We start from the raw sequence: 19,431 nt of genomic DNA on the forward strand, positions 1-19,431 counted from the left end.
CCTCCGATGCCAATCACGGCCACATGGGCGCCGCGAATGCGCGCCGCGCCCTCGACGCCATACAGGCGCTGCAACCCGCCGAAGCGACGCTCGGCAGAGTCCTCCAGGTCCTCTGCCACGGGCAGGTCCCGGGACGACACTTCGGCGCCCATCATTTCAGACGGGAAAGACGCTCTTTGGCAGCGACGGCAGCTTCAGACTGGGGATATGCGCGCAGCAGGTCTTCCAGGGTCTTGCGCGCTGCGCGTGCGTCTTTGAGCTCAATCTGGCAGTTGGCGATGGACAGCGCGGCCTCAGGCGCCCGCGCGTGCCCGGGCGCTTCGGACAGCATGAGCTTGAAGTTGCCGATCGCTTCCTTGTAGTCACGATTGGCGTACTGCGCATTGCCGAGCCAAAAGCGCGCCGACGGAACAAAACCGCTGCGCGGATACTGTCGCACGAAGCCAGCGAAGGCCGTGCTGGCCTCGGAAAACTTCCCCGAGCGAAATACCGCCAGGGCGGCTTCAAAGTCCTTCTTTTCGGCAGGATCCGCCTGGAACTCCTGGCCATCCAGACTCACCTTAACCGGCTCGAACTGCTTGAGACGATCTTCGACACCCTGCGCAATGTCCTTCTGGCGCTTTTGCAGCTCCGCTGCGTCGCGCAGCAGTTGTTCATTTTGTCCACGGAGCTTGGACTGCTCCGTGCGCAGCGCATCAATCTGCCCCTGCAATTCCAACAGGCTCCTGCGCAGCTGGCCATTTTCTTCGCCCATCCTGCGCAGTTCTTCTGCCGATCTTTGTTGAGCCATCTGCAAGCCATCAACCCGCTGGCGCATCTCGAGGATAGCCCTGCGGGCTTCGGCATCCTCGAAAAGGGCGGCATGGCTCATGGGCGCGAAGGCTGCCGATAGCAATGCTGCAGCCAGCGCCTTGCGCGGATAAGACAATGCAAACGGGCGCATCAGCGGTAAGACAGTTCTGCCCGACGGTTTTGCGCGTGCACGTCTTCAGTGTTGCCTTGGGCAGCGGGCTTTTCCTTGCCAAAACTCACCGCTTCCATCTGGCTGTCCTGCACACCCAGCAACGCCAGCGAACGGCGCACGGCCTCTGCACGCTTTTGGCCCAGCGCCAGGTTGTACTCGCGGCCGCCGCGGTCATCGGTGTGACCTTCAATCATGACTTTGCGACCATTTCCTGCCTTGATGAAACGGGCGTGCGCTTCGATCAACGACTGGAACTCGGGCTTGATGACGTAGCTGTCATAGTCGAAATACACGACACGGCTCACGCCCACGGGGCCAGCCGCATCACGCGCCGATTGGCCAAGATCCACGCCCGCCACGCCGCTTTGAGAAGTATTGCCAGAGTTGGCGCCACCATTGGTACCCATGGTGGATGTAGCGTTCTTGTCTTCGACGGGTACATCGTCGAGCTTCACGCCGGAGCTGCATCCAGCAACAAGGGCGGCAACGGTGAGGGCAAGGGTAAAACGTTTGATCATCCGAAATTCTCCTGAAAACTTGATAACTGAAAGGATTGAAAAGTTCACTGCTTCTGGAACGGGCCCCAGTCGGGTTCGCGAATATCGCCCGCCTGGCCCGCAAGCCGCGCCTTGATCTTGCCGTCGAGCGTGGTCGTCATCAGGGCTTCGCGGCCCTGCTGCTGCGTTGCGTACACGATGAGGCGGCTGTTGGGTGCAAAGCTGGGATTCTCATCGCCTGCGGTATCGGTGATGGCGTTCACCGTGCCCGACGAAAGGTCCATGACGTGCAATTTGAACGCGCCTCCCACCCGGGAGATGTAGGCCAGCCAGCGCCCATCCGGGCTGATGCTCGGCGAAATGTTGTAGCTACCCGTGAACGTCACGCGTTCGGCGTTTCCGCCGCTGGCGGACACGCGGTAAATCTGAGGAGCTCCACCCCGGTCGCTCACGAAATAGATGCTGCGGCCGTCGCCCGAAAAAACCGGTTCCGTATCGATGCCGGCGCTTTGCATCAGGCGGCGCGGCTCGCCGCCATTGGCGTCGATGGTGTAGAGCTGCGAGCCGCCATCCCGGCTCAAGGTCACCGCCAGCGAGCGGCCGTCCGGCGCCCATGCCGGCGCGCTGTTGGACCCGCGGAAGTTCGCGATCAACCGCCTGCGGCCCGAGGCGACGTCGTGCACGTACACGACGGGCTTGCGCGATTCGAAGGACACATAAGCCAGTTGCCCGCCGTTGGGCGACCATGCGGGCGAAATGATGGGCTCGGGACTCGACAGTGCAGACTGGGCGTTCTCGCCGTCAGCGTCAGCAACCCAAAGGCTGTAGCGGGGGCCTGTCTTGGTCACGTAGGCAATTCGGGTCGAGAAGATACCCCGCTCGCCCGTGAGCTTTTCGTAGATGAAATCGGCGATCCGGTGCGCCACCAAGCGCAAATCACCTTGTGTCACCACAAAGCTCTGTCCGCCCAGGTCTTGCCCCTTGACGACGTCCCACAACCGAAAGCGCACATCAAAACGGCCATCTGCCAGGCGAGCGATGCTGCCAGTGGCCAGCGAGTCCGCGCTCTTTTGCCGCCACAGCGCTACATCAGGGCGCGTGGTTTCGTCCAGTGCGGTTCCCGAGGCATCCACAGCTCGGAACTGGCCGCTGCGTTCGAGATCGGCCTGGACGATGGCGGAGATTTTCTGGGGTGCCTGTGCTTCGCCGCGGAACGGAGCGATGGCGATGGGCAACTGCGTGAGGCCCACTCCGGTGACCTCGACGCGAAACTGCGCGAGGGCTGGCAATGCGGGGGTCGAAATCAGCGCCGCCAACATATGACGGCGCAGGGGGTGCGGCAAAGCCGCAGAGGAGGAGGGAGTAGAGATTCGATCTGTGGTCATTGGCAGCCAGCGGTAGCCGAACAAGTGCCGAAGGGCAAACCCGGATGTTACACACAGCAGAGGCGCCCCTGTGACAATCTGTGCAGTGCCCTACGGCGTACGGCGGCTTTTGCCTACAAGCCGGGACTGCTTGGCCGCGGCGCCGCCCACCCTTGGCACGCGACCTTAAAATCGCGGCCACATGCAAGCCAACGATTCCGCGGGCACCGCGCCCGATTCCACCCCTGCTCCTGCAGCAGCGAGTCTCATTACCCGGTTGCGGCGGCTTTCCGTCTACTTCGGCAACCAGCGCGCAGCTTGGACCCTGGCCGTGATCGCGACGCTGGTCGGCGCCGTGACAGAGCCGCTCATTCCAGCGCTTCTGCAGCCTCTCCTGGACCGTGGTTTCACCCAGGGAACCCTGCAGCTGTGGATGGTGCCGTTGGCCATCCTGGGCGTGTTCTTCGTGCGCGGCGTAGCCCAGTTCGTGGGGCAGTATGCGTTGGCCCGCATTGCCAATGAAGGCATGCTCACATTGCGCCAGTCATTGTTTGACCGCGTGCTGGGCGCCGAGATGGGGCTGTTCTCGCGCCAGTCGGCCAGCGCGCTGTCCAACACCGTGGTGTATGAAGTGCAGACCGGCGCAACCTTGCTGGTGCAGGCTCTCCTCGGGATCTCACGCGATGGCTTCACGCTGGTGGCCCTGTTGGTCTACCTGTTGTACCTCAATTGGCAACTGACCCTGATCGTGGCGGTGGTCGTGCCCGGTGTGGCCTGGATCATGAAAACGCTGTCCCGGCGCCTCTATCACCTCACCAAGAGCAGCCAGAAAGCCACGGATGAGCTCGCTTACGTGGTCGAAGAAAACGTGCTGGCGCACCGCATGGTTCGGCTGCATGGAGCCCAAACAGGTCAGGCTGCGCGGTTTGCTGCCCTGAGCCACAGCCTCCGGCGCCTGGCCATCAAGTCCACCATTGCGTCGGCCGCCATGACGCCGCTGACCCAGCTGCTGGCGGCGGCGGCGCTTTCCGTGGTGATCTGTATTGCCCTGTGGCAAAGCCGCGGCACAGTGGATGCAAAGGATGTCACGGTCGGCGGCTTCGTGGCGTTCATCACGGCGATGCTGATGCTCATTGCGCCCATTCGGCGCCTGGCGGATGTCGCCAGTCCGGTCACGCGCGGGGTGGCCGCGTTGGAGCGCGGCCTGGCCCTGCTGGGCGACACCGGCGCGGAGACGGGTGGCCAGTTCTGCAAGGACCGCGCCGATGGGGCCTTGGAACTCAGGGCGGTGACCGTGTCGTTCGGCGCAGACCACGCACCTGCACTGGACCAGGTCAGCCTTCGCGTGGCGCCTGGCGAAATCGTGGCCCTTGTGGGCCCGTCCGGCGCGGGCAAGACCACGCTGGTCAACCTGCTGCCTCGGTTTGTGATGCCGGCTTCGGGCGACATCCTGCTTGATGGGGAACCGCTGCCCGCATGGGAGCTCGGCTCCCTGCGTTCGCAATTTGCCATGGTGAGCCAGGACGTGGTGATGTTCAACGACACCATTGCCGCCAACGTCGCGCTGGGAGGGGCGGTGGATGAGGCCCGCGTGCAGGCGTGCCTGGCCGCAGCCAATCTGGCCGAACATGTCGCTGCGCTTCCGCGCGGCATCCACACCGTGGTGGGGCATAACGCGACGCAGCTTTCCGGAGGACAGCGACAGCGGCTCGCGATTGCAAGGGCCTTGTACAAGGATGCCCCGATCCTCATCCTGGACGAGGCCACGTCGGCACTGGACACTGAATCCGAGCGGCTGGTGCAGGATGCACTGCAGCGCCTGATGCAAGGGCGCACCACGCTGGTCATCGCGCACCGTCTCTCCACCATCGAACACGCCGACCGCGTTGTCGTGATGGAGCGAGGCCGCATTGCCGAGCAGGGCACCCACGCCCAGCTGATGGAGGCGGGCGGGCTGTATGCGCGCCTGCAATCGCGGCCCGCGTCTGGCGAGGCAGGCGCACTGCTCTGAACAAGAGCGTGTTCAAAGTCAGCGCGGGCGGCCCCGCCGCCCTTGCCCACGCCTACCAACGGCCGCGATTGGGCTGGCGCTTGCGGATGGCAGCGGCGATTTTTTCCGCAGATTCGGTGCGGCTAACGCGCAAGGCAAAGTCGGCGGCCGTGAGCTTCAGCATGTTCCTGAGCGTGGGATCGGCGCCTTCGTCCAGCAGAAGCTGCACAGCCTCGGTAGAGCCGTATTGCGCGGCCATCATGAGGGGCGTGGTGCCATTGGGCGAGGTGGCATCAATGTAGGCATGGTTCTCCAGCAGCAAGGCGATGATGGCCAAATGCTGGGACGAACCTGCGGAGGCGGCATAGTGCAGCGGGGTCCAGCCCGTCTTGTTCACGTCGGCGTCGCGTGCCAGCAAGGCTCGCACGGCGTCGAGCTTGCCCTTGAGGGCGGCCATCATCAGGGGGCTCTCATCCTCTGCATTGCGTGCGTCCACATTGATCTTCGGAGCAGCGAGCAATGCGGCAAATGCTTTGTCAGACCCGTTCTGCAAGGCAATCGTGAGGCCAACCTGCCCCTTCGGATCCCGCGTATCCGGGTCGAACCCCCGGCGCAGCAAGGCCGTGATGGCGTCTGCATCGTCGCGCAGAATGGCCACAAAGAAATCCTCGTAGGCCCCCGCCCAGAGGGCAGGCGCAGCCGCGCCCAGCACCAGACTGGCCAGCACATGGCGACGATGGAACCTCATGCGGTCACCTCCTTGAACAGCGTGTCGAAATTGCGGCTGGTGGCAGCGGCGACTTCTTCCACAGAAAGCCCCTTGGTTTGTGCGACCTGGCGGGCCACGAAGGGCACATACGAAGGGTTGTTGGTCTTGCCGCGATAGGGCACGGGTGCCAGGTAAGGGCTGTCCGTCTCGATCAAGGTGCGCTCCAGCGGCACATAGGCGACCACGTCCCGCAGCTCCTGGGCGCTCTTGAAGGTCACGATGCCCGAGAACGAGATGTAGTAGCCCAGGTCCAGCGCTGCCCGTGCCACCTGCATCGATTCGGTGAAGCAATGGAACACGCCGCCCGCCTGGTTGCCCTCGCCGTTCTCGCCCTCTTCCCTCAGGATGGCGAGCGTGTCGTCGGAAGCGCTGCGCGTGTGGATGACCAGGGGCTTGCCACACGCGCGGGCGGCGCGGATGTGGTTGCGGAACCGGTCGCGCTGCCACTCCAGGTCGGCGATGCTGCGCCCGCCCTTGCGGTCTTCCATGCCGTAGTAGTCGAGGCCTGTTTCACCAATGGCCACCACGCGGGGCAAGGCGGCACGGGCCAGCAGGTCTTCCACCGTGGGCTCGGCAATGCCTTCGTTGTCGGGGTGCACGCCTACCGTGCTCCAGAAATTGTCGTGGGCCATGGCCAGTGCGTGCACCCCCTCGAATTCTTCGAGCGTGGTGCAGATGCACAGGGCGCGGGTAACCTGGGCCTGCGCCATGGCCTCTCGGATGGCGGGGAGCTGGCTCACCAGCTCCGGAAAGTTGAGATGGCAGTGCGAGTCGGTGAACATGCGGTTTCAAAAAAGTCGGATAGAGGAGCCCCGCCAGCAGCGCGACGGCGGCCACCATCGATCAGCGCCAAAGATACGCCATCCGCCTGCGGCGGGCAGCCCGCCAACAAAAAAAGCCGACACGCCAAGGCGGGTCGGCACCAGGCAGCAGCCGGTTCAGATGGTCTGGGTGGGGCGGTCCGACCCCAAGGCCGTGCCGAGCAGTTCCTCGATCTTGAGCTTGAGCTGGCGGGATTTTTCGTCCTTCGGGAACTGGATGCCCACGCCCTGGGTGCGATTGCCTGCAGCCCGTGCGGGCGTGACCCACGCCACGCGGCCCGCCACCGGGTAACGCTGGGTGTCATCGGGCAGGGTCAACAACACATACACGTCGTCGCCCAGCTTGTAATCCCGCTGGGTGGGCACAAAAATGCCCCCTTCCGAGAAAAAAGGAATGTAGGCGGCATAGAGGGCCGCCTTTTCCTTGATGGCCAGCTGCATGACGCTGGGACGGGGCGCGGTGGATGGACTGCTCATGGATGGACGGTTCGGCTCAGTGTTTGGAGTGTAGGGCGTTTCGCGCCTGGGCGACAAGCGCCTCCAGCATGAGGCCGGCATTGAAGGGGTGGTCGGCCGTGCGGGCTTCCTTGACGAGGGCACGCGACCAGCGCGTCAGCGCGCCCACCGAAGGCGCCACCTTGGGCAGGTCGGCGGGTGCGAAGTAGCGCGGTGCCGCGCCCACGCTGGCGGCCAGGAGGTCGTGGCAGAGCTTTTGCAGCGCGTCGATGGCTTGGGCCGGGGACCAGTCGCCCAGCGCTGTCACGTCGCCCCGGGCCACGGCCTGCGGCAGCGCAGCCCAGGCTTGCGGGCTGCGCCCAGACCGGGCCAGCGCCAGGGCATCGTCGGGCCGTCCGCCAGCCGCACGCAGGAACGCAGACGCCGCCTCGGCGGCCAGCCCCTGCGCCTGCATCCATTGCAACATCTGCTCTTGCGCGGGCCAGACCATGGTGTGCCCAAGGCATCGGCTGCGGATGGTGGGGAGCAACTGGTGTGCGGCCTCGCTGGCCAGCACGAAGCGCACGTCGCCGGGCGGCTCCTCCAGGGTCTTGAGCAGGGCATTGGCCGTGACGTGGTTCATCTGCTCGGCGGGATACACCAGCACGGCCTTGCCCCGGCCTCGCGCAGACGTGCGCTGCGAAAACTCCACCGCGTCACGCATGGCCTCCACGCGGATCTCGCGGCTGGGCTTGCGCTTCTTGTCGTCGATGTCGGCCTGTGCCTTCTCAGACAGGGGCCAGCCCAGCGCCATCATCTGTACCTCGGGCATGAGCACGCAGAGGTCGGCATGGGTGCGCACGTCGATGGCATGGCAACTGCTGCACTGGCCACAGGCGCCTGAGGCACCGGGGGTTTCACACAGCCATGCACGGACCAGTTCCAGGCCCAGCTGGTACTGGCCCAGCCCGGAGGGCCCCTGCAGCAGCCACGCATGGCCGCGCTGCGCCAGCAAGCTCGTGCGTTGCGCGGCAAGCCACGGCGCGAGTGTCCCGGCCGAATCGCTCATTGCGGCCCTCCCTGCGGCGCGACCATGATGGCCAGCCAACCCTTGCGTACAAAGACGCTGATGAGCTGCTGCCAGACCCGGTGGCGATCCTGCGCGGCGTCCAGGCGGGCGAAGCGCTGCGGCGCCGCTGCCGCACGGTCGGCATAGCCCTGGGCCACGCGGCGGAAGAACTCCACCGGCTGGGCTTCGAAACGATCAGGAACGCGCGCTCCAGCCAAGCGCTCGGCGGCCACTTCCGGTGCCAGATCAAACCATACGGTCAGATCGGGTTCGCGCATCAAATTGGCCTCTGGCGCAAGCCCTGTCTGCGCAAGCCGCTCCAATGTTGATAGCACCCCGAGATCGAAGCCCCGCCCCGCCCCCTGGTACGCAAAGGTGGCATCGGTGAAGCGGTCACAAAGCACCACATCGCCACGTGCCAAGGCTGGCTCGATCACGTTGCGCAGATGGTCGCGGCGCGCCGCAAAGATCAGCAGCGACTCGGTGAGCGCGTCCATGGGGTCGTTCAGCACCATCTCGCGCAGTTTCTCGGCCAGCGGGGTGCCGCCGGGCTCGCGGCTGACCGTGACGGCGCGCCCCTGCGCCCGAAAGGCAGCCGCCAGGCCTTCGATGTGCGAAGACTTCCCCGCGCCGTCAATGCCTTCGAAGGTGATGAACAGTCCGGTTCGTGACATGAAAACCTTGGTTTGAATCGTGAAGCCGCCGACAACGCACCGCCGTGGCCGCAGGGATCTATTGCTGCCCGCGCTGAAAACGGTTGACCGCGCGGTTGTGTTCCTCCAGCGACGCGCTGAAGTGGCTGGAGCCATCGCCCTTGGCCACGAAGTACAGGGCGCGCGTGGCTTCGGGCTGCACGGCGGCCAGCAAGGCGGCCTTGCCGGGCATGGCGATCGGCGTGGGCGGCAGACCCGCGCGGGTGTAGGTGTTCCACGGGGTATCGGCCAGCAGGTCGCGTTTGCGCAGGTTGCCGTCGAACTTGTCGCCCAGCCCATAGATGACCGTCGGGTCCGTCTGCAGCAGCATGCCTGCGCGCAGCCGGTTCACGAACACGCCCGCGATCTGGCCGCGGTCGCTCGCGCGGCCTGTTTCCTTCTCGACGATGCTCGCAAGAACCAGCGCCTCATCGGCAGACTTGAGAGGCGTGTCGGCGGCCCGCTGGGCCCAGGCGGCCTCCAGGCGGCGGTCCATGGCGTGCATCGCACGGCGCAGCAGCGCAATGTCGCTGGAGTCCTTGGCATAGGCGTAGGTATCCGGAAAGAACCGCCCTTCCGGGTGCACGCCCGGGCGGCCCAGCTGGGCCATCAGCGCCTCGTCGCTGAGGCTGGCCGTTTCGTTCTTGAGCTGGTCTTCCTTGGCCAGCGCCTGGCGCACCTGGCGCCAGTTCCAGCCCTCCACCAGCGTGAGTGCGCGCAGCGATTCCTCGCCCCGCACCAGCTTCTGCAACAGGCCGCGCGGCGTGGTGCCGGGGGGAATCTCATAGTTGCCGGCCTTGATGGCGCGGTCCTGCCCTGAGAAGCGGAACCAGGCGTAGAGCATGCGGGCGTCCACGCGTGCGCCGGCAGCCACCACATCGCGGGCGATGCCGCGCGGGGTCGTGCCAGGCTCGATGGCCAGTTCCAAAGGCTCGCCGCCAGTCACCAGCGGCTGGTGCAGCCACCAGAACACCGCACCGCCCGCAGCGATCAAAACCAACGCGATCAAAGCCAGTAAACGTCGCACAACCCTGCCGTCTGTGTGTATGAAACAGGGCATCATAATTCAGCGATGACTTACTCCCTGAACGGCATTGCCCCCCTCTCCCACCTGGGCGTGATTCGCGTGGAAGGCGACGACGCCGCCAAGTTTCTGCATGGCCAGCTCACCCAGGATTTCGCCCTGCTCGGCATGGACCAGGCCCGCCTTGCAGCCTTTCTCTCTGCCAAGGGCCGCATGCAGGCGAGCTTCATTGGTTTCAAGCGCGGCGCCGCCGAGGTGCTGTTGGTCTGCAGCCGCGACCTGCTGCCCCCCACGCTCAAGCGCCTGTCGATGTTCGTATTGCGCGCCAAAGCCAAGTTGACCGACGCAACCCATGACTTCGCCCTGTTCGGCCTGGCCGGAGAAGCCGTCCCCGGCGGCAGCCAGCCGGCATGGACGAAGACGGATCTTGGCGCCGCATCGATCGTCCATCTGTATCCCGCCGATGGCCAGCCCCGCGCGTTGTGGGTAGCTCCCGCCTCCGAACCCGCTCCCGCAGGCCCTGCGCTGGATGCCGCACTGTGGCAATGGAGTGAAGTGAAGAGCGGCGTGGCAACCCTCACGACGCCGGTGGTCGAAGCTTTCGTGCCGCAAATGCTCAACTACGAATCGGTGGGCGGCGTGAATTTCAAGAAAGGCTGCTACCCCGGCCAGGAGGTGGTGGCGCGCAGCCAGTTCCGCGGCACGCTCAAGCGCCGCGCCTACATTGCCCACGCTGCGGCCGAAGTGGCCGTGGGCGCCGAGGTGTTCAACACTACCGATCTGGAGCAGCCTTGCGGCACGGTGGTGCAGGTGGCTGCTGCACCGGGCGGCGGCTTTGACACCATCGTGTCGCTGCAGATCAGCGCAACGCAGGAAGGCAGCCTGCAGGTGGGGGCGGACAACGGCGCGGCGCTGGCCTTGCTCCCCCTGCCCTATCCCCTGCTAGAGGATATTTGATCAAAACAGGCCCTGACGCTTATCCCACAAGCGCCAGCAGCTCATTTATCGATAGCAGAGCTCAGAGCTTCTGCACCATCGCGATGTGGGCGATGCCCGCCTCTTCCCACGGCTCGCCCAGCACTGTGAACCCGGCACGGCGGTAGAAACCTTCGGCGCTGCGCTGTGCGTGCAGGTGCACCTCGGCGTCCCCGCGGGCGCGCGCGGCGGCGACCAGCGCATCCAGCAAATGGCGGCCCCATTGAGCGCCGCGCACCGAGCGGTCCACGGCCATGCGGCCGATGCGGCCAACGCCGGGTTGCGGCTGCAGGAGGCGGCCCGCGGCGATAGGCATGCCCAGCCGGTTGTAGAGCACGGCGTGCCGGGCCGATACGTCCTGCACGTCGGCTTCGATCTCAGCCGGAATGCCTTGCTCATGAACGAACACGGCCGTGCGCACACGGCCCGCATCGCGGCCCAGCGTGTTCCAGTCGCCGGTGCGCACCTCGGCCATGTCGGCCCCGGCTTCAAAGCCGTCAAAGATGGCCCGCAGCGTGGGCGGCACCGGGCGCGAGGTCTGCGTAGCCGGGTCGGCGAACACATAGACCAGCTCCGCAGAGATCAGCAGCCGGTCGCCGCAAAAAATGCCCGCCGTGAACAGGCAGGACGAGTTGCCGATGCGCGTGCAGCGCAGACCCACGTCCAGCGTGTCATCGAGCCGCGCCGAAGCGTGGTATTCGACCGTCGCCTTTTTCACGTACATCTCGCCGCCCAGGGTCTCCATGCTGGCCTCATACGGCAAGGCCAAGGCGCGCCAGTAGTCGCTCATGGCCGTGTCGATGTACATGAGGTAGTGGGCGTTGAACACGATTTTTTGCATGTCCACCTCGGCCCAGCGCACGCGCAGGCGGTGGAAACAACGGAAGTCACTGCGTTGCATGGTGGTGATCCTCACTCCAGTTCAAATGCCCGGCGCAGAGCACGGGCGGCGTCGGCATGGGCCTTGCGCGCCTCAGGAATTGCGCGGCCCATCTTGATGAATTCATGGGTCACCCCACGGTAGATATCGAGGTCCACCGGCACGCCGGCCAGCCGCAGCTTGTCAGCGTATTCAATCCCCTCGTCCACCAAGGGATCACACTCGGCCAACCCGACCCAGGCAGGCGCCACTCCCTCCACGTCGGGGGCCAGCAGCGGCGCAAAACGCCAGTCCTCGCGCTCGGCGCGGCTTTGCACATAGTTGCCAAAGAACCAGCTGATGGCAGGCTCTTCCAGCACCAGGCCCCGCGCGAAGGTGGCGTGCGATGGCGTGTCCTGGTGGGGGGCGCACCCCGGATAGATGAGAAGCTGCAGCGCCAGCGGCAACCCGGCGTCGCGCGCCAGGATGGCGCTCGCTGCCGCCAGCGTGCCTCCCGCGCTGTCGCCGCCCACGGCCAGGCGTGCGGGGTCCGCGCCCAAGGTCTGCCCCTGCCGCGCCAACCACTGCAGCGCATCCCACGCGTCGTTGTGGGCAGTGGGGAAGCGGTGCTCCGGCGCGAGCCGGTAGTCCAGCGACACCACCATGCAGCCGGCCAGGCGCGCCAGTTCGCGGCACAGGATGTCGTGCGTGGCAAGGTTGCCGATGGTGAAGCCACCGCCATGCAGATACATCAGCACGGGCAGGCCCGCGTCCGTGCTGGGTGCATACAGCCGCGCGGGCAGCGCATGGCCGTCGCGCGCGGGGATGTGCAGGTCCTCCACCCGCGCCAGCGCCGCCTTGGGCACTTCCAGCACATCGGCTCCCGCCTGGTAGGCCCTGCGTGCATCCTCGGGTGACCGGGTGTGCAGCGGAGGGTGTCCGGCGCGCGCCATGCGTTCGAGCACGCTGCGCATCTGGGGAGTCAGGCGGGTATGGTGGATGTGCAGGTCGGTCAACGGTCGGGGTCTCTCGGCAACAGGAAAACAGGGGCGCGGCCACAAGGTGCAGCGGCGCGCGCCCTGCGGGCAGGCTGGGTCCGTCTACTTGAAGGTCACACGCACGGGCGTCGCGCCTGGCAGGCCATCGTAAGTGGCCGTCACCGACAAACCGGACTTGGGCGGCAGCAGGGGCGAGAACGAGCCCAGGCTGATCAGGTCGCCCGGCTGCATGGCCAGACCTTCCTGCGCCAGGGCACCGGCAAGCCACACCACCGCGTTGAGCGGATGCTCCAGGATGTCGCTGCCCTTGCCGCCGCCCAGGCGCGCACCTGTGCTGTCGGTCAGCGACACGTTCATGTCGGCCAGCGACTTCAGCATGGCAAAGCGCTCGCCGCGGTACGCAGGCACTGCAATGGGTGCGCCCGCCACGCCCAGGCGCGCGCCCACGTTGATGGCAGAGACGCCCGCACCGTTGAGCTTGGGGGGCGCCTGCACCAGCAGATCGGGCAGTTCCACAAACGGAATGATCTGGTCCACAGCCTCCAGCACCTCCATGGGCGTCTTGGCGTGGTTGATCGCGGCGCTTTTCACGCGCACCAGCATGTCGGCCTCGTACAGCGGGCGGGCGCCAAAGGCCGCGTCCACGGCGGCACCGTTTTCCAGAACCATGCCTGCATACAGCTTGCCCCACACGGGCTTGTCGGTGTTGAAGCGCTTCTGCACAGCGGGGTTGGTCAGGCCCGCCTTGTAGCCGATCACCTTGCCCAGGCGTTGCGCCAGCAGGGCATTGACCTTGCCGCGCGTGCAAGCGCCATCGGCGTCCGAGAGGTTCTCGGGGTTCGCTGCCGGGGTCTTGGCGAGGTAGTTCGCCACCATGTCGGCCGCCTGCGCATCGGTGAGGCACTGGGCCTGCGCACCAGTCACGCAGGTGACTGCCAAGGCCGCCGCCATCAGGGTTTGCTTCGTGTTCATGCGGGTCTCCTGTTTATAAAGTGGCCTGCCGAGAACTTGTCCTCAGAGCTGGCGGGCTATCGTAATCGCTGGCGCTTTTATTCACACATCCTGTTGCACCATGGCTTTCATCTACTACGTCACACAGATCCAGTTCGAATTTGGCGCCATCGGGCTGCTGAAGCAGGAATGCGAGCGCGTGGGCATCACGCGACCCCTGGTCGTGACCGACCCTGGCGTGAAAGCCGCTGGCGTGCTGCAAAAAGCGCTCAACGCCCTGCCCGGCATGGCCGTGGCGGTGTTTGACCAGACACCGTCGAACCCCACCGAGGCCGCCGTGCGCGCGGCCGTCGAGATGTACCGGGCCCAGGGTTGCGATGGCCTCATTGCGGTGGGCGGCGGCTCGGCCATCGACTGCGCCAAGGGCATTGCGATCGCAGCAACGCACGAAGGGCCGCTCACGCACTACGCCACCATCGAAGGCGGCTCGCCGCGCATCACCGACCGTGCCGCTCCACTGATCGCCGTTCCCACCACCAGCGGCACGGGCAGCGAGGTGGCGCGCGGCGCCATCATCATCGTGGATGACCACCGCAAACTGGGGTTCCACTCGTGGCACCTAGTGCCCAAGGCGGCGATCTGCGACCCCGAGCTCACGCTCGGATTGCCTCCCATGCTCACGGCCGCCACGGGCATGGATGCGATTGCGCACTGCATGGAAACTTTCATGTCCGCCGCTTTCAACCCTCCCGCAGATGGCATAGCGCTGGACGGCCTCACGCGCGGCTGGGCGAACATTGAAAAAGCCACGAATAACGGCACCGACCGCGATGCGCGCCTGCACATGATGAGTGCCAGCATGCAGGGCGCGATGGCCTTTCAGAAGGGCCTGGGCGCCGTGCACTCGCTCAGCCACAGCCTGGGGGGTGTGAACCCGCGCCTGCACCATGGCACGCTCAATGCCATGTTCCTGCCAGCGGTCATCCGCTTCAATGCGGGCGCCGAATCGGTGCAAAAGGAAAAGCGCCTGGAACGCATGGCCCACGCCATGGGGCTTTCCTCGGCGAGCGACATCCCCGAGGCGATTCGCGACATGAACGCCCGCTTGGGGCTGCCCACAGGCCTCGCCGCGATGGGGGTCACACCCGACCTGTTCGACAGCATCATCCAGGGCGCCCTGACGGACCACTGCCACAAGACCAACCCGCGCGTTGCCACGCCCGAGGAGTACCGCGAAATCCTGCGCCAGTCGATGTGACTACCTGCATGACCGGGGCGATCTGCACGACTTCTGCGGGGAGCCGAGAGCCCTGGCCCTGGCCCCGCTCCTCCACAGGCAGCTCGCCGCAGCCTCGCCTGCCCGTGTCCGTGTGCCGGCATAGACCCTCTCCCGATTGCGCCAACCCTGATGTGCATTTGCATGGCCCGCGCTAGACTTCAGCCCGGCTACATTAATTAACAATCATTACCCGGGATTTCGGGGGAGGGCCACGTCCGATGCGCACCGGAAATCTCAGCACTTGGCTCCTGCGCGGCACCTATCCCCGGCTTTACGTCCCCATCCTCCTCATCATTGCCCTCGTCACGGGCGTGCGCTACCACCTGCTGGTGGCCACGGAGACCGCCGAGGTGCGCCGCCACGCAACGGCAGAACTGCGCAGGGTGGCTGACGCGCTGCTGCCCACCCTGTCGTCATTGCCCGCCGAGGACACCGAAAGCCAGGCCGCCCGTCTGCAGGAAGCTCTGGCGCGGCTGGGGCCGGGCATCCAGGCGCTGACCTGGCAGGTGGGCAACCGCCCCGCCATGGATGCAGTTGCGCCCAGCGTCCCCGCCACTGCGCCGCCCTGGTTTGCCACATGGGCGGATATTGCCCCACCCGCCCAGCAGTTCGGGCAGGCGGTGGCCGATGGGTCCACAGGCCGCCTCACCGTGACACTGCAGGCCGCCCCGCTGCTGGGACAGGTGTGGAACACCGTGGTGGTGCAGTTGCGCATCTCGGCGCTGAACATCTTCACCATCCTGTTCCTGCTCACGCTGCTCCTGCGGGCCAATGCGCGCATGCTGCGCCGCTTGGCCGAGGCCACCGACGCCTTCCGCCACGGGCGCCTGGACACCCGCATGGCCGTGACCGGCACGCTCGAGTCCCGCGCCATGGCCACCACCTTCAATGACATGGCCGGGAAGATCCAGTCGCTGGTCCTTTCGCTGCGCGAGACGCAGCAGTTGCAAAGCGAGCAACTGCACTTCACCCGGCAGCTGATCGACGCACTGCCCCTGCCTGTTTTTGTTCGGGACGCGAACGGTGCGTACATCGAAGTCAATCGCGCGTGGCAGCGGCTTTTTCATCCAGCCACCAGCGTGGGCACCGCTCCAGCCTCTCCGGCCTATCCGCCTGAACTGGCGCCCGGCAACTCCACCCGCATCGCTCAGGCGCAGAACAACGAGATCCGGATTTTTCCGGCCAACCACGAGCCGCCGCGCGACATGGCCTACTACGAAGCGCCCTTTACCACCACGCGTGGCACGCTGGCGGGCACCATCGGAACGCTGGTCGACGTGACCGAGCGCAAGCGGGCCCAGGAGGCGCTGCGCACCGAGAAGGAACGCGCCGAGGTGACGCTGGCCTCCATTGGGGATGGCGTGATTTCCACCGACCTCGCCGGCAACATCGAAACCATCAACGAGGCCGCCCAGCTCATGACCGGGTTCACGGCCGACCAGGCTGTGGGACGGCAGCTGGACGATGTGTTCAGGCTGTATGAGGAACTCGCCAGCCGCAGCGCGGGCTCGGCATCGTGGCGCGAGACCGTGCCTGGGGCGCTGCAGCAAGCCGCGCAGGAGGTGCTGATCCACCGCTCGGGCGAGCGCTACGCCATTGAATACACCGCCTCGGCCATCCGCAAGGCCGACGGCACCGCCGTGGGCTGTGTGCTCGTGTTCCGCGACGTGACCGAAACCCGCAACCTGCGCCACCAGATCTCCTGGCACGCAAGGCACGACCCGCTCACGGGCCTGTACAACCGCGCCGCGCTGGCCGAACGGCTCACCCACGCCATCTTCGTTGCGCGGCAAAAGGGTTTGCTGCTGGCCGTGTGCGTGCTGGACCTGGACTACTTCCAGGCGGTGAACGACACGCACGGGCATCGCGTGGGTGACCGGCTCCTCAAGGAAACCGCCCGCCGCCTGGGCGCCTTCGTGACGCCCCAGGACGCCGTGGCGCGCATGGGGGGCGACGAGTTCGTGCTGCTGCTTGGCGAGCTGGCCGACCTGCCCGCGATCGAGGCGCGCGTGGACACGCTGATGCAGCAGCTGGCCGCCCCCTATGCCATCGACGACCGCGTGCTGCACACCACCGTCAGCATCGGGGTGGCCGTGTTTCCGCAGGACGAGGCCAACCCCGACACCCTGCTGCGCCACGCCGACCAAGCCATGTGCCAGGCCAAGAGCCAGGGCCGCAACCAGATGCATGTGTTCGACGTGGAGCAGGACCATGCCGTGCAGACCCAGCACACCCGCCAGACGCGCGTGGCCCGCGCGCTGCACGCGGGGGAACTGGTGCTGCACTACCAGCCCAAGGTCAACCTGCGCACAGGCGAAATCCTGGGGCTGGAAGCCTTGCTGCGCTGGCAGCACCCCGAGCAGGGGCTGCTCGGACCGCAGCACGTACTGCCCGTGATCGAGGACGCGGAACTGGAAGCGGAACTGGGCGAATGGGTGCTGCGCCAGGCGCTGGCGCAGATGCGGCAGTGGACCGGCGCCGGCATGCTGTGGGAGGTGAGCGTGAACATCTCTGCGCAGCACTTTCACCGCCCCAATTTCGTCGAACGGCTCAAGGACATCCTGCACACCTGCCCCGAGGTCGCCGCCAGCCGCCTGGAGCTGGAGATCCTGGAGTCGGCAGCGCTGCAGGACATGCAGTACATGCGCCACATGATGCAAGGCTGCCAGGCGCTGGGGGTGCGCTTTGCACTGGATGACTTCGGTACGGGCTTTTCCTCGCTGTCGTACCTCAAGCGGCTGCCGGCCGAGACGATCAAGATCGACCAGTCGTTCATCGGCGGCCTGCTGGAGAACGGCGACGACCTCACGCTCGTGAACGCCATCGTGGCGCTGGCCGCTGCCTTCGGTCGGCACGTGGTGGCCGAAGGTGTCGAAACCGCCGAGCAGTGCGCCAAGCTGCTGGAACTGGGCTGCGAGCGCGCACAAGGTTTTGGCATTGCGCGCCCCATGCCGTCGCACGAGGTGCTGGCCTGGGCGCGGAAGCATGCAGCCCGCCATGCTGCCCGGGTGGTGCAGGATGCGCGCGGCCCCGGCCCCTCCCCGTTGCGCGGCGGGCTTCGGGGCGGGTGAACGGCGTTAGGAACCTGTTTACGATCTCGCAGGGGCCGCGTTGGAGCGCCATCGTGATGGACGTGGGTGCTTCGGATGCGCCGCATGGGCTCATGCCCATGCAAGCAGCCCGGGCGTCAAAGCTCCGAGTTCATCAGCCCGACTTCGCTCCAACCCTTCGGGCAGTGGTCTTTACGGGCGGTATGCGGCGTTGCGGCGTTTGCCAACAGCAGAGCTATTGGCTGCGTACCGCGCCTTGCACACGATCCCGCAAAGACCGCTGCGCGACCCCTGGGAGATCGTGAACAGGCTCTAAAGCGCCTGCACCAGGCTCACATCCGGCCGAGCCAGCCACTGCTGCCACTCGTCCACCAGCTGCTGGCTCGCGCGCGTGGCCGCCTGCCAGGCCTTGGCGCGCGCTGCGCTGTCGGTGCCATAGTGGGTGAAGTCATTGCGGTCGGGCAGCTTGGCGTTGGGCAGGGTGCGCACCCAGTCCGGGTCGGGCGACAGGACCACCATGGTGTCCAGGGCGGGGGTCGCGCGGTGCCGCCACTTGAGCCCCTTGTCCAGCCACCCCGGCACCACGCGGTGCTGAAAGTGGGGGTACAGCACCAAGCCTGGCGATGGCGGTAGCGATGCAGACCCCTCCGTGCCATTTTGGGCTGTAGCGCTTGTACAACAAGCGCTAGCAGCTATCACATTCATAGCATCCTGACGGAGCGCGCCATAGGCCAGGTGCATGTGGTAGTCGGTGATGCCCCCGTCCCAATAGGCGCCCCGCGGCGCGCCCGGAATGTTGTGCACGGCCTGCAGCACGAAGGGAATGGAGCAACTGGCCTGCAGCGCCTGCATAAAGTTCCGCTCGTCCAGCAGCACCTGCCGGGTGCGGTAGTCGCGGGTGCCAAAAGGCAACGCGGGCAGGCCATCGGCACCGGGCGAGGAGAACACCACCCGCTCCAGCCAGGCCCCCAAGGCTTTGCGGTGCACCGTGTTCGTCAAGAAGGCCCCCAGGTACCCCAGCGGCGTGGCCACACGGTGCTCGCGGCCCAGCAGGTGCCGCCCGCGCGACGTCACGATGTGCAGGCGAAAACGCGGGTGGTGCAGCACTTCCCCGATGCGCCCGCCATAGAAGGCCGCCAGGCTCTGGCCGAACCGCTCGCTCACATGGGCCGCCGTCGGCCGCTTCTTGCCAGGCGGCAGGTCGTAGTGCTGGTGGATGTAGTCGTGCTCCAGCCGCTCGAAAGCCGCCACGGGATCGTCCAGGCAGGCGGTAGCCATGCGCCAGGCGCCAATGGACGCCCCCACCAGGTGCACCGGCTGGCTCGACTGCACCAGCCATTCGCCGAAGATGAAACGGTCCAGCGGCCCCAGGATGAGCCCCTTGGGGCCGCCGGCCGCGGCCGGGATCACGCCTACATCGGCAGGCCGCAGGCCGTGTTGCTGCAGGTGTTGAAGGGCCCGGGGGCCGGCGTGGATGCGCAGGGCTTTCATCGATGAACAGGCCTTAGAACGTGTTGACGATCTTTGCGGGGCCGCGTTGGAGTGCCATCGTGATGAAGTGGATGCTTGGGATGTGCCGCATGGGCTCGTGCCCATGCAAGCAGCCGGGGCGGCCTTGTCGCCCGATTTCACTCCAACCCTTCGGGCAAGTGCCTTGCCGGGCGATCTGCGGAGTTGCGGCGCTTGCCAATAGC

The 19,431-nt window shown here is 66.2% G+C and carries 18 protein-coding genes and 1 pseudogene; 4 read left to right on the forward strand and 15 right to left on the reverse strand.

Annotation, left to right across the window (positions count from 1 at the left end; all coding sequences use genetic code 11):
- The 4 genes and pseudogenes from MRY84_RS02060 to tolB form a co-directional block, all read right to left on the reverse strand.
- Positions 1-152: pseudogene (locus tag MRY84_RS02060) on the reverse strand (tRNA threonylcarbamoyladenosine dehydratase); the annotation flags it as partial.
- Complete coding sequence (ybgF, locus tag MRY84_RS02065) at positions 152-943, reverse strand: tol-pal system protein YbgF (RefSeq protein ID WP_291504103.1); 792 nt, start codon at positions 941-943, stop codon at positions 152-154. The gene ybgF and the pseudogene MRY84_RS02060, both read right to left, overlap by 1 nt.
- Positions 943-1,482 (reverse strand): peptidoglycan-associated lipoprotein Pal, encoded by a 540-nt coding sequence (gene pal / locus MRY84_RS02070; RefSeq protein WP_291504119.1) that lies wholly within the window; start codon positions 1,480-1,482, stop codon positions 943-945. The genes ybgF and pal overlap by 1 nt, the downstream gene beginning before the upstream one ends.
- Positions 1,483-1,526: 44 nt before the next feature.
- Entirely contained in the window at positions 1,527-2,846 is a 1,320-nt protein-coding gene (tolB, locus tag MRY84_RS02075; protein ID WP_291504104.1) for a Tol-Pal system beta propeller repeat protein TolB, read from the reverse strand.
- A 181-nt stretch (positions 2,847-3,027) separates the two neighbouring features.
- Between tolB and msbA the strand changes: the two genes are divergently transcribed.
- On the forward strand, positions 3,028-4,836 hold the full coding sequence (gene msbA / locus MRY84_RS02080) for a lipid A export permease/ATP-binding protein MsbA (RefSeq protein WP_291504105.1): 1,809 nt from the start codon (positions 3,028-3,030) through the stop codon (positions 4,834-4,836).
- Positions 4,837-4,888: 52 nt separating this feature from the next.
- Here the strand turns inward: msbA and MRY84_RS02085 are convergent, their stop codons facing one another.
- The 6 genes from MRY84_RS02085 to mltG form a co-directional block, all read right to left on the reverse strand.
- Positions 4,889-5,563 carry an ankyrin repeat domain-containing protein gene (locus tag MRY84_RS02085; protein WP_291504106.1) on the reverse strand — a complete coding sequence of 225 codons (675 nt, stop codon included), beginning with the start codon at positions 5,561-5,563 and terminating at the stop codon, positions 4,889-4,891.
- Positions 5,560-6,366, reverse strand: a complete 807-nt coding sequence (locus MRY84_RS02090) for a TatD family hydrolase (RefSeq protein WP_291504107.1) — start codon at positions 6,364-6,366, stop codon at positions 5,560-5,562. The genes MRY84_RS02085 and MRY84_RS02090 overlap by 4 nt, the downstream gene beginning before the upstream one ends.
- A gap of 156 nt (positions 6,367-6,522) precedes the next feature.
- Positions 6,523-6,882 carry a PilZ domain-containing protein gene (locus tag MRY84_RS02095; protein ID WP_291504108.1) on the reverse strand — a complete coding sequence of 120 codons (360 nt, stop codon included), beginning with the start codon at positions 6,880-6,882 and terminating at the stop codon, positions 6,523-6,525.
- A 16-nt stretch (positions 6,883-6,898) separates the two neighbouring features.
- Positions 6,899-7,909, reverse strand: a complete 1,011-nt coding sequence (locus MRY84_RS02100; protein ID WP_291504109.1) for a DNA polymerase III subunit delta' — start codon at positions 7,907-7,909, stop codon at positions 6,899-6,901.
- On the reverse strand, positions 7,906-8,583 hold the full coding sequence (gene tmk / locus MRY84_RS02105) for a dTMP kinase (protein ID WP_291504110.1): 678 nt from the start codon (positions 8,581-8,583) through the stop codon (positions 7,906-7,908). Before tmk ends, MRY84_RS02100 begins: the two co-directional genes overlap by 4 nt.
- 58 nt (positions 8,584-8,641) lie before the next feature.
- A complete protein-coding gene (mltG, locus tag MRY84_RS02110) occupies positions 8,642-9,664 on the reverse strand; it encodes an endolytic transglycosylase MltG (protein ID WP_291504111.1) in 1,023 nt (340 codons plus the stop codon).
- 9 nt (positions 9,665-9,673) lie between these two features.
- Between mltG and MRY84_RS02115 the strand changes: the two genes are divergently transcribed.
- Positions 9,674-10,582: a folate-binding protein gene (locus tag MRY84_RS02115; RefSeq protein ID WP_291504112.1), complete on the forward strand. Its 909-nt coding sequence runs from the start codon at positions 9,674-9,676 to the stop codon at positions 10,580-10,582.
- 61 nt (positions 10,583-10,643) lie between these two features.
- Here the strand turns inward: MRY84_RS02115 and MRY84_RS02120 are convergent, their stop codons facing one another.
- The 3 genes from MRY84_RS02120 to MRY84_RS02130 all read right to left on the reverse strand — a co-directional run bounded on the left by MRY84_RS02120 (position 10,644) and on the right by MRY84_RS02130 (position 13,429).
- Positions 10,644-11,501 carry a YbgC/FadM family acyl-CoA thioesterase gene (locus MRY84_RS02120; protein WP_291504113.1) on the reverse strand — a complete coding sequence of 286 codons (858 nt, stop codon included), beginning with the start codon at positions 11,499-11,501 and terminating at the stop codon, positions 10,644-10,646.
- A gap of 11 nt (positions 11,502-11,512) precedes the next feature.
- Positions 11,513-12,433: an alpha/beta hydrolase gene (locus MRY84_RS02125; protein ID WP_291504120.1), complete on the reverse strand. Its 921-nt coding sequence runs from the start codon at positions 12,431-12,433 to the stop codon at positions 11,513-11,515.
- A 126-nt stretch (positions 12,434-12,559) separates the two neighbouring features.
- Positions 12,560-13,429, reverse strand: coding sequence for a fumarylacetoacetate hydrolase (locus tag MRY84_RS02130; protein ID WP_291504114.1), 870 nt, complete (start codon positions 13,427-13,429; stop codon positions 12,560-12,562).
- Between the two features lie 100 nt (positions 13,430-13,529).
- On the opposite strand from MRY84_RS02130, the gene MRY84_RS02135 reads away from it, so the two are divergent.
- The gene (locus tag MRY84_RS02135) at positions 13,530-14,666 is read left to right on the forward strand and encodes an iron-containing alcohol dehydrogenase (protein WP_291504115.1); all 1,137 of its coding nucleotides are present in this window, start codon (positions 13,530-13,532) and stop codon (positions 14,664-14,666) included.
- A 239-nt stretch (positions 14,667-14,905) separates the two neighbouring features.
- Positions 14,906-17,758, forward strand: coding sequence for an EAL domain-containing protein (locus tag MRY84_RS02140; RefSeq protein WP_291504116.1), 2,853 nt, complete (start codon positions 14,906-14,908; stop codon positions 17,756-17,758).
- Between the two features lie 291 nt (positions 17,759-18,049).
- On the opposite strand, the gene MRY84_RS02145 is transcribed toward MRY84_RS02140, so the two are convergent.
- The gene (locus MRY84_RS02145) at positions 18,050-19,228 is read right to left on the reverse strand and encodes a patatin-like phospholipase family protein (protein WP_291504117.1); all 1,179 of its coding nucleotides are present in this window, start codon (positions 19,226-19,228) and stop codon (positions 18,050-18,052) included.
- 13 nt (positions 19,229-19,241) lie between these two features.
- Positions 19,242-19,431 (reverse strand): hypothetical protein (locus MRY84_RS02150; RefSeq protein ID WP_291504118.1); only part of this gene is annotated, 190 nt, incomplete at its 5' end.

It is taken from the genome of Acidovorax sp. (assembly GCF_022763525.1).
GTDB lineage: Bacteria > Pseudomonadota > Gammaproteobacteria > Burkholderiales > Burkholderiaceae_C > Acidovorax.

Excerpts from the sequence above, each read along its gene's own strand:
- ybgF (WP_291504103.1), bottom strand. The coding sequence starts at position 943 with ATGCGCCCGTTTGCATTGTCTTATCCGCGCAAGGCGCTGGCTGCAGCA.
- pal (WP_291504119.1), bottom strand. The coding sequence starts at position 1,482 with ATGATCAAACGTTTTACCCTTGCCCTCACCGTTGCCGCCCTTGTTGCT.
- tolB (WP_291504104.1), bottom strand. The coding sequence starts at position 2,846 with ATGACCACAGATCGAATCTCTACTCCCTCCTCCTCTGCGGCTTTGCCG.
- msbA (WP_291504105.1), top strand. The coding sequence starts at position 3,028 with ATGCAAGCCAACGATTCCGCGGGCACCGCGCCCGATTCCACCCCTGCT.
- MRY84_RS02085 (WP_291504106.1), bottom strand. The coding sequence starts at position 5,563 with ATGAGGTTCCATCGTCGCCATGTGCTGGCCAGTCTGGTGCTGGGCGCG.
- MRY84_RS02090 (WP_291504107.1), bottom strand. The coding sequence starts at position 6,366 with ATGTTCACCGACTCGCACTGCCATCTCAACTTTCCGGAGCTGGTGAGC.
- MRY84_RS02095 (WP_291504108.1), bottom strand. The coding sequence starts at position 6,882 with ATGAGCAGTCCATCCACCGCGCCCCGTCCCAGCGTCATGCAGCTGGCC.
- MRY84_RS02100 (WP_291504109.1), bottom strand. The coding sequence starts at position 7,909 with ATGAGCGATTCGGCCGGGACACTCGCGCCGTGGCTTGCCGCGCAACGC.
- tmk (WP_291504110.1), bottom strand. The coding sequence starts at position 8,583 with ATGTCACGAACCGGACTGTTCATCACCTTCGAAGGCATTGACGGCGCG.
- mltG (WP_291504111.1), bottom strand. The coding sequence starts at position 9,664 with ATGATGCCCTGTTTCATACACACAGACGGCAGGGTTGTGCGACGTTTA.
- MRY84_RS02115 (WP_291504112.1), top strand. The coding sequence starts at position 9,674 with ATGACTTACTCCCTGAACGGCATTGCCCCCCTCTCCCACCTGGGCGTG.
- MRY84_RS02120 (WP_291504113.1), bottom strand. The coding sequence starts at position 11,501 with ATGCAACGCAGTGACTTCCGTTGTTTCCACCGCCTGCGCGTGCGCTGG.
- MRY84_RS02125 (WP_291504120.1), bottom strand. The coding sequence starts at position 12,433 with ATGCGCAGCGTGCTCGAACGCATGGCGCGCGCCGGACACCCTCCGCTG.
- MRY84_RS02130 (WP_291504114.1), bottom strand. The coding sequence starts at position 13,429 with ATGAACACGAAGCAAACCCTGATGGCGGCGGCCTTGGCAGTCACCTGC.
- MRY84_RS02135 (WP_291504115.1), top strand. The coding sequence starts at position 13,530 with ATGGCTTTCATCTACTACGTCACACAGATCCAGTTCGAATTTGGCGCC.
- MRY84_RS02140 (WP_291504116.1), top strand. The coding sequence starts at position 14,906 with ATGCGCACCGGAAATCTCAGCACTTGGCTCCTGCGCGGCACCTATCCC.
- MRY84_RS02145 (WP_291504117.1), bottom strand. The coding sequence starts at position 19,228 with ATGAAAGCCCTGCGCATCCACGCCGGCCCCCGGGCCCTTCAACACCTG.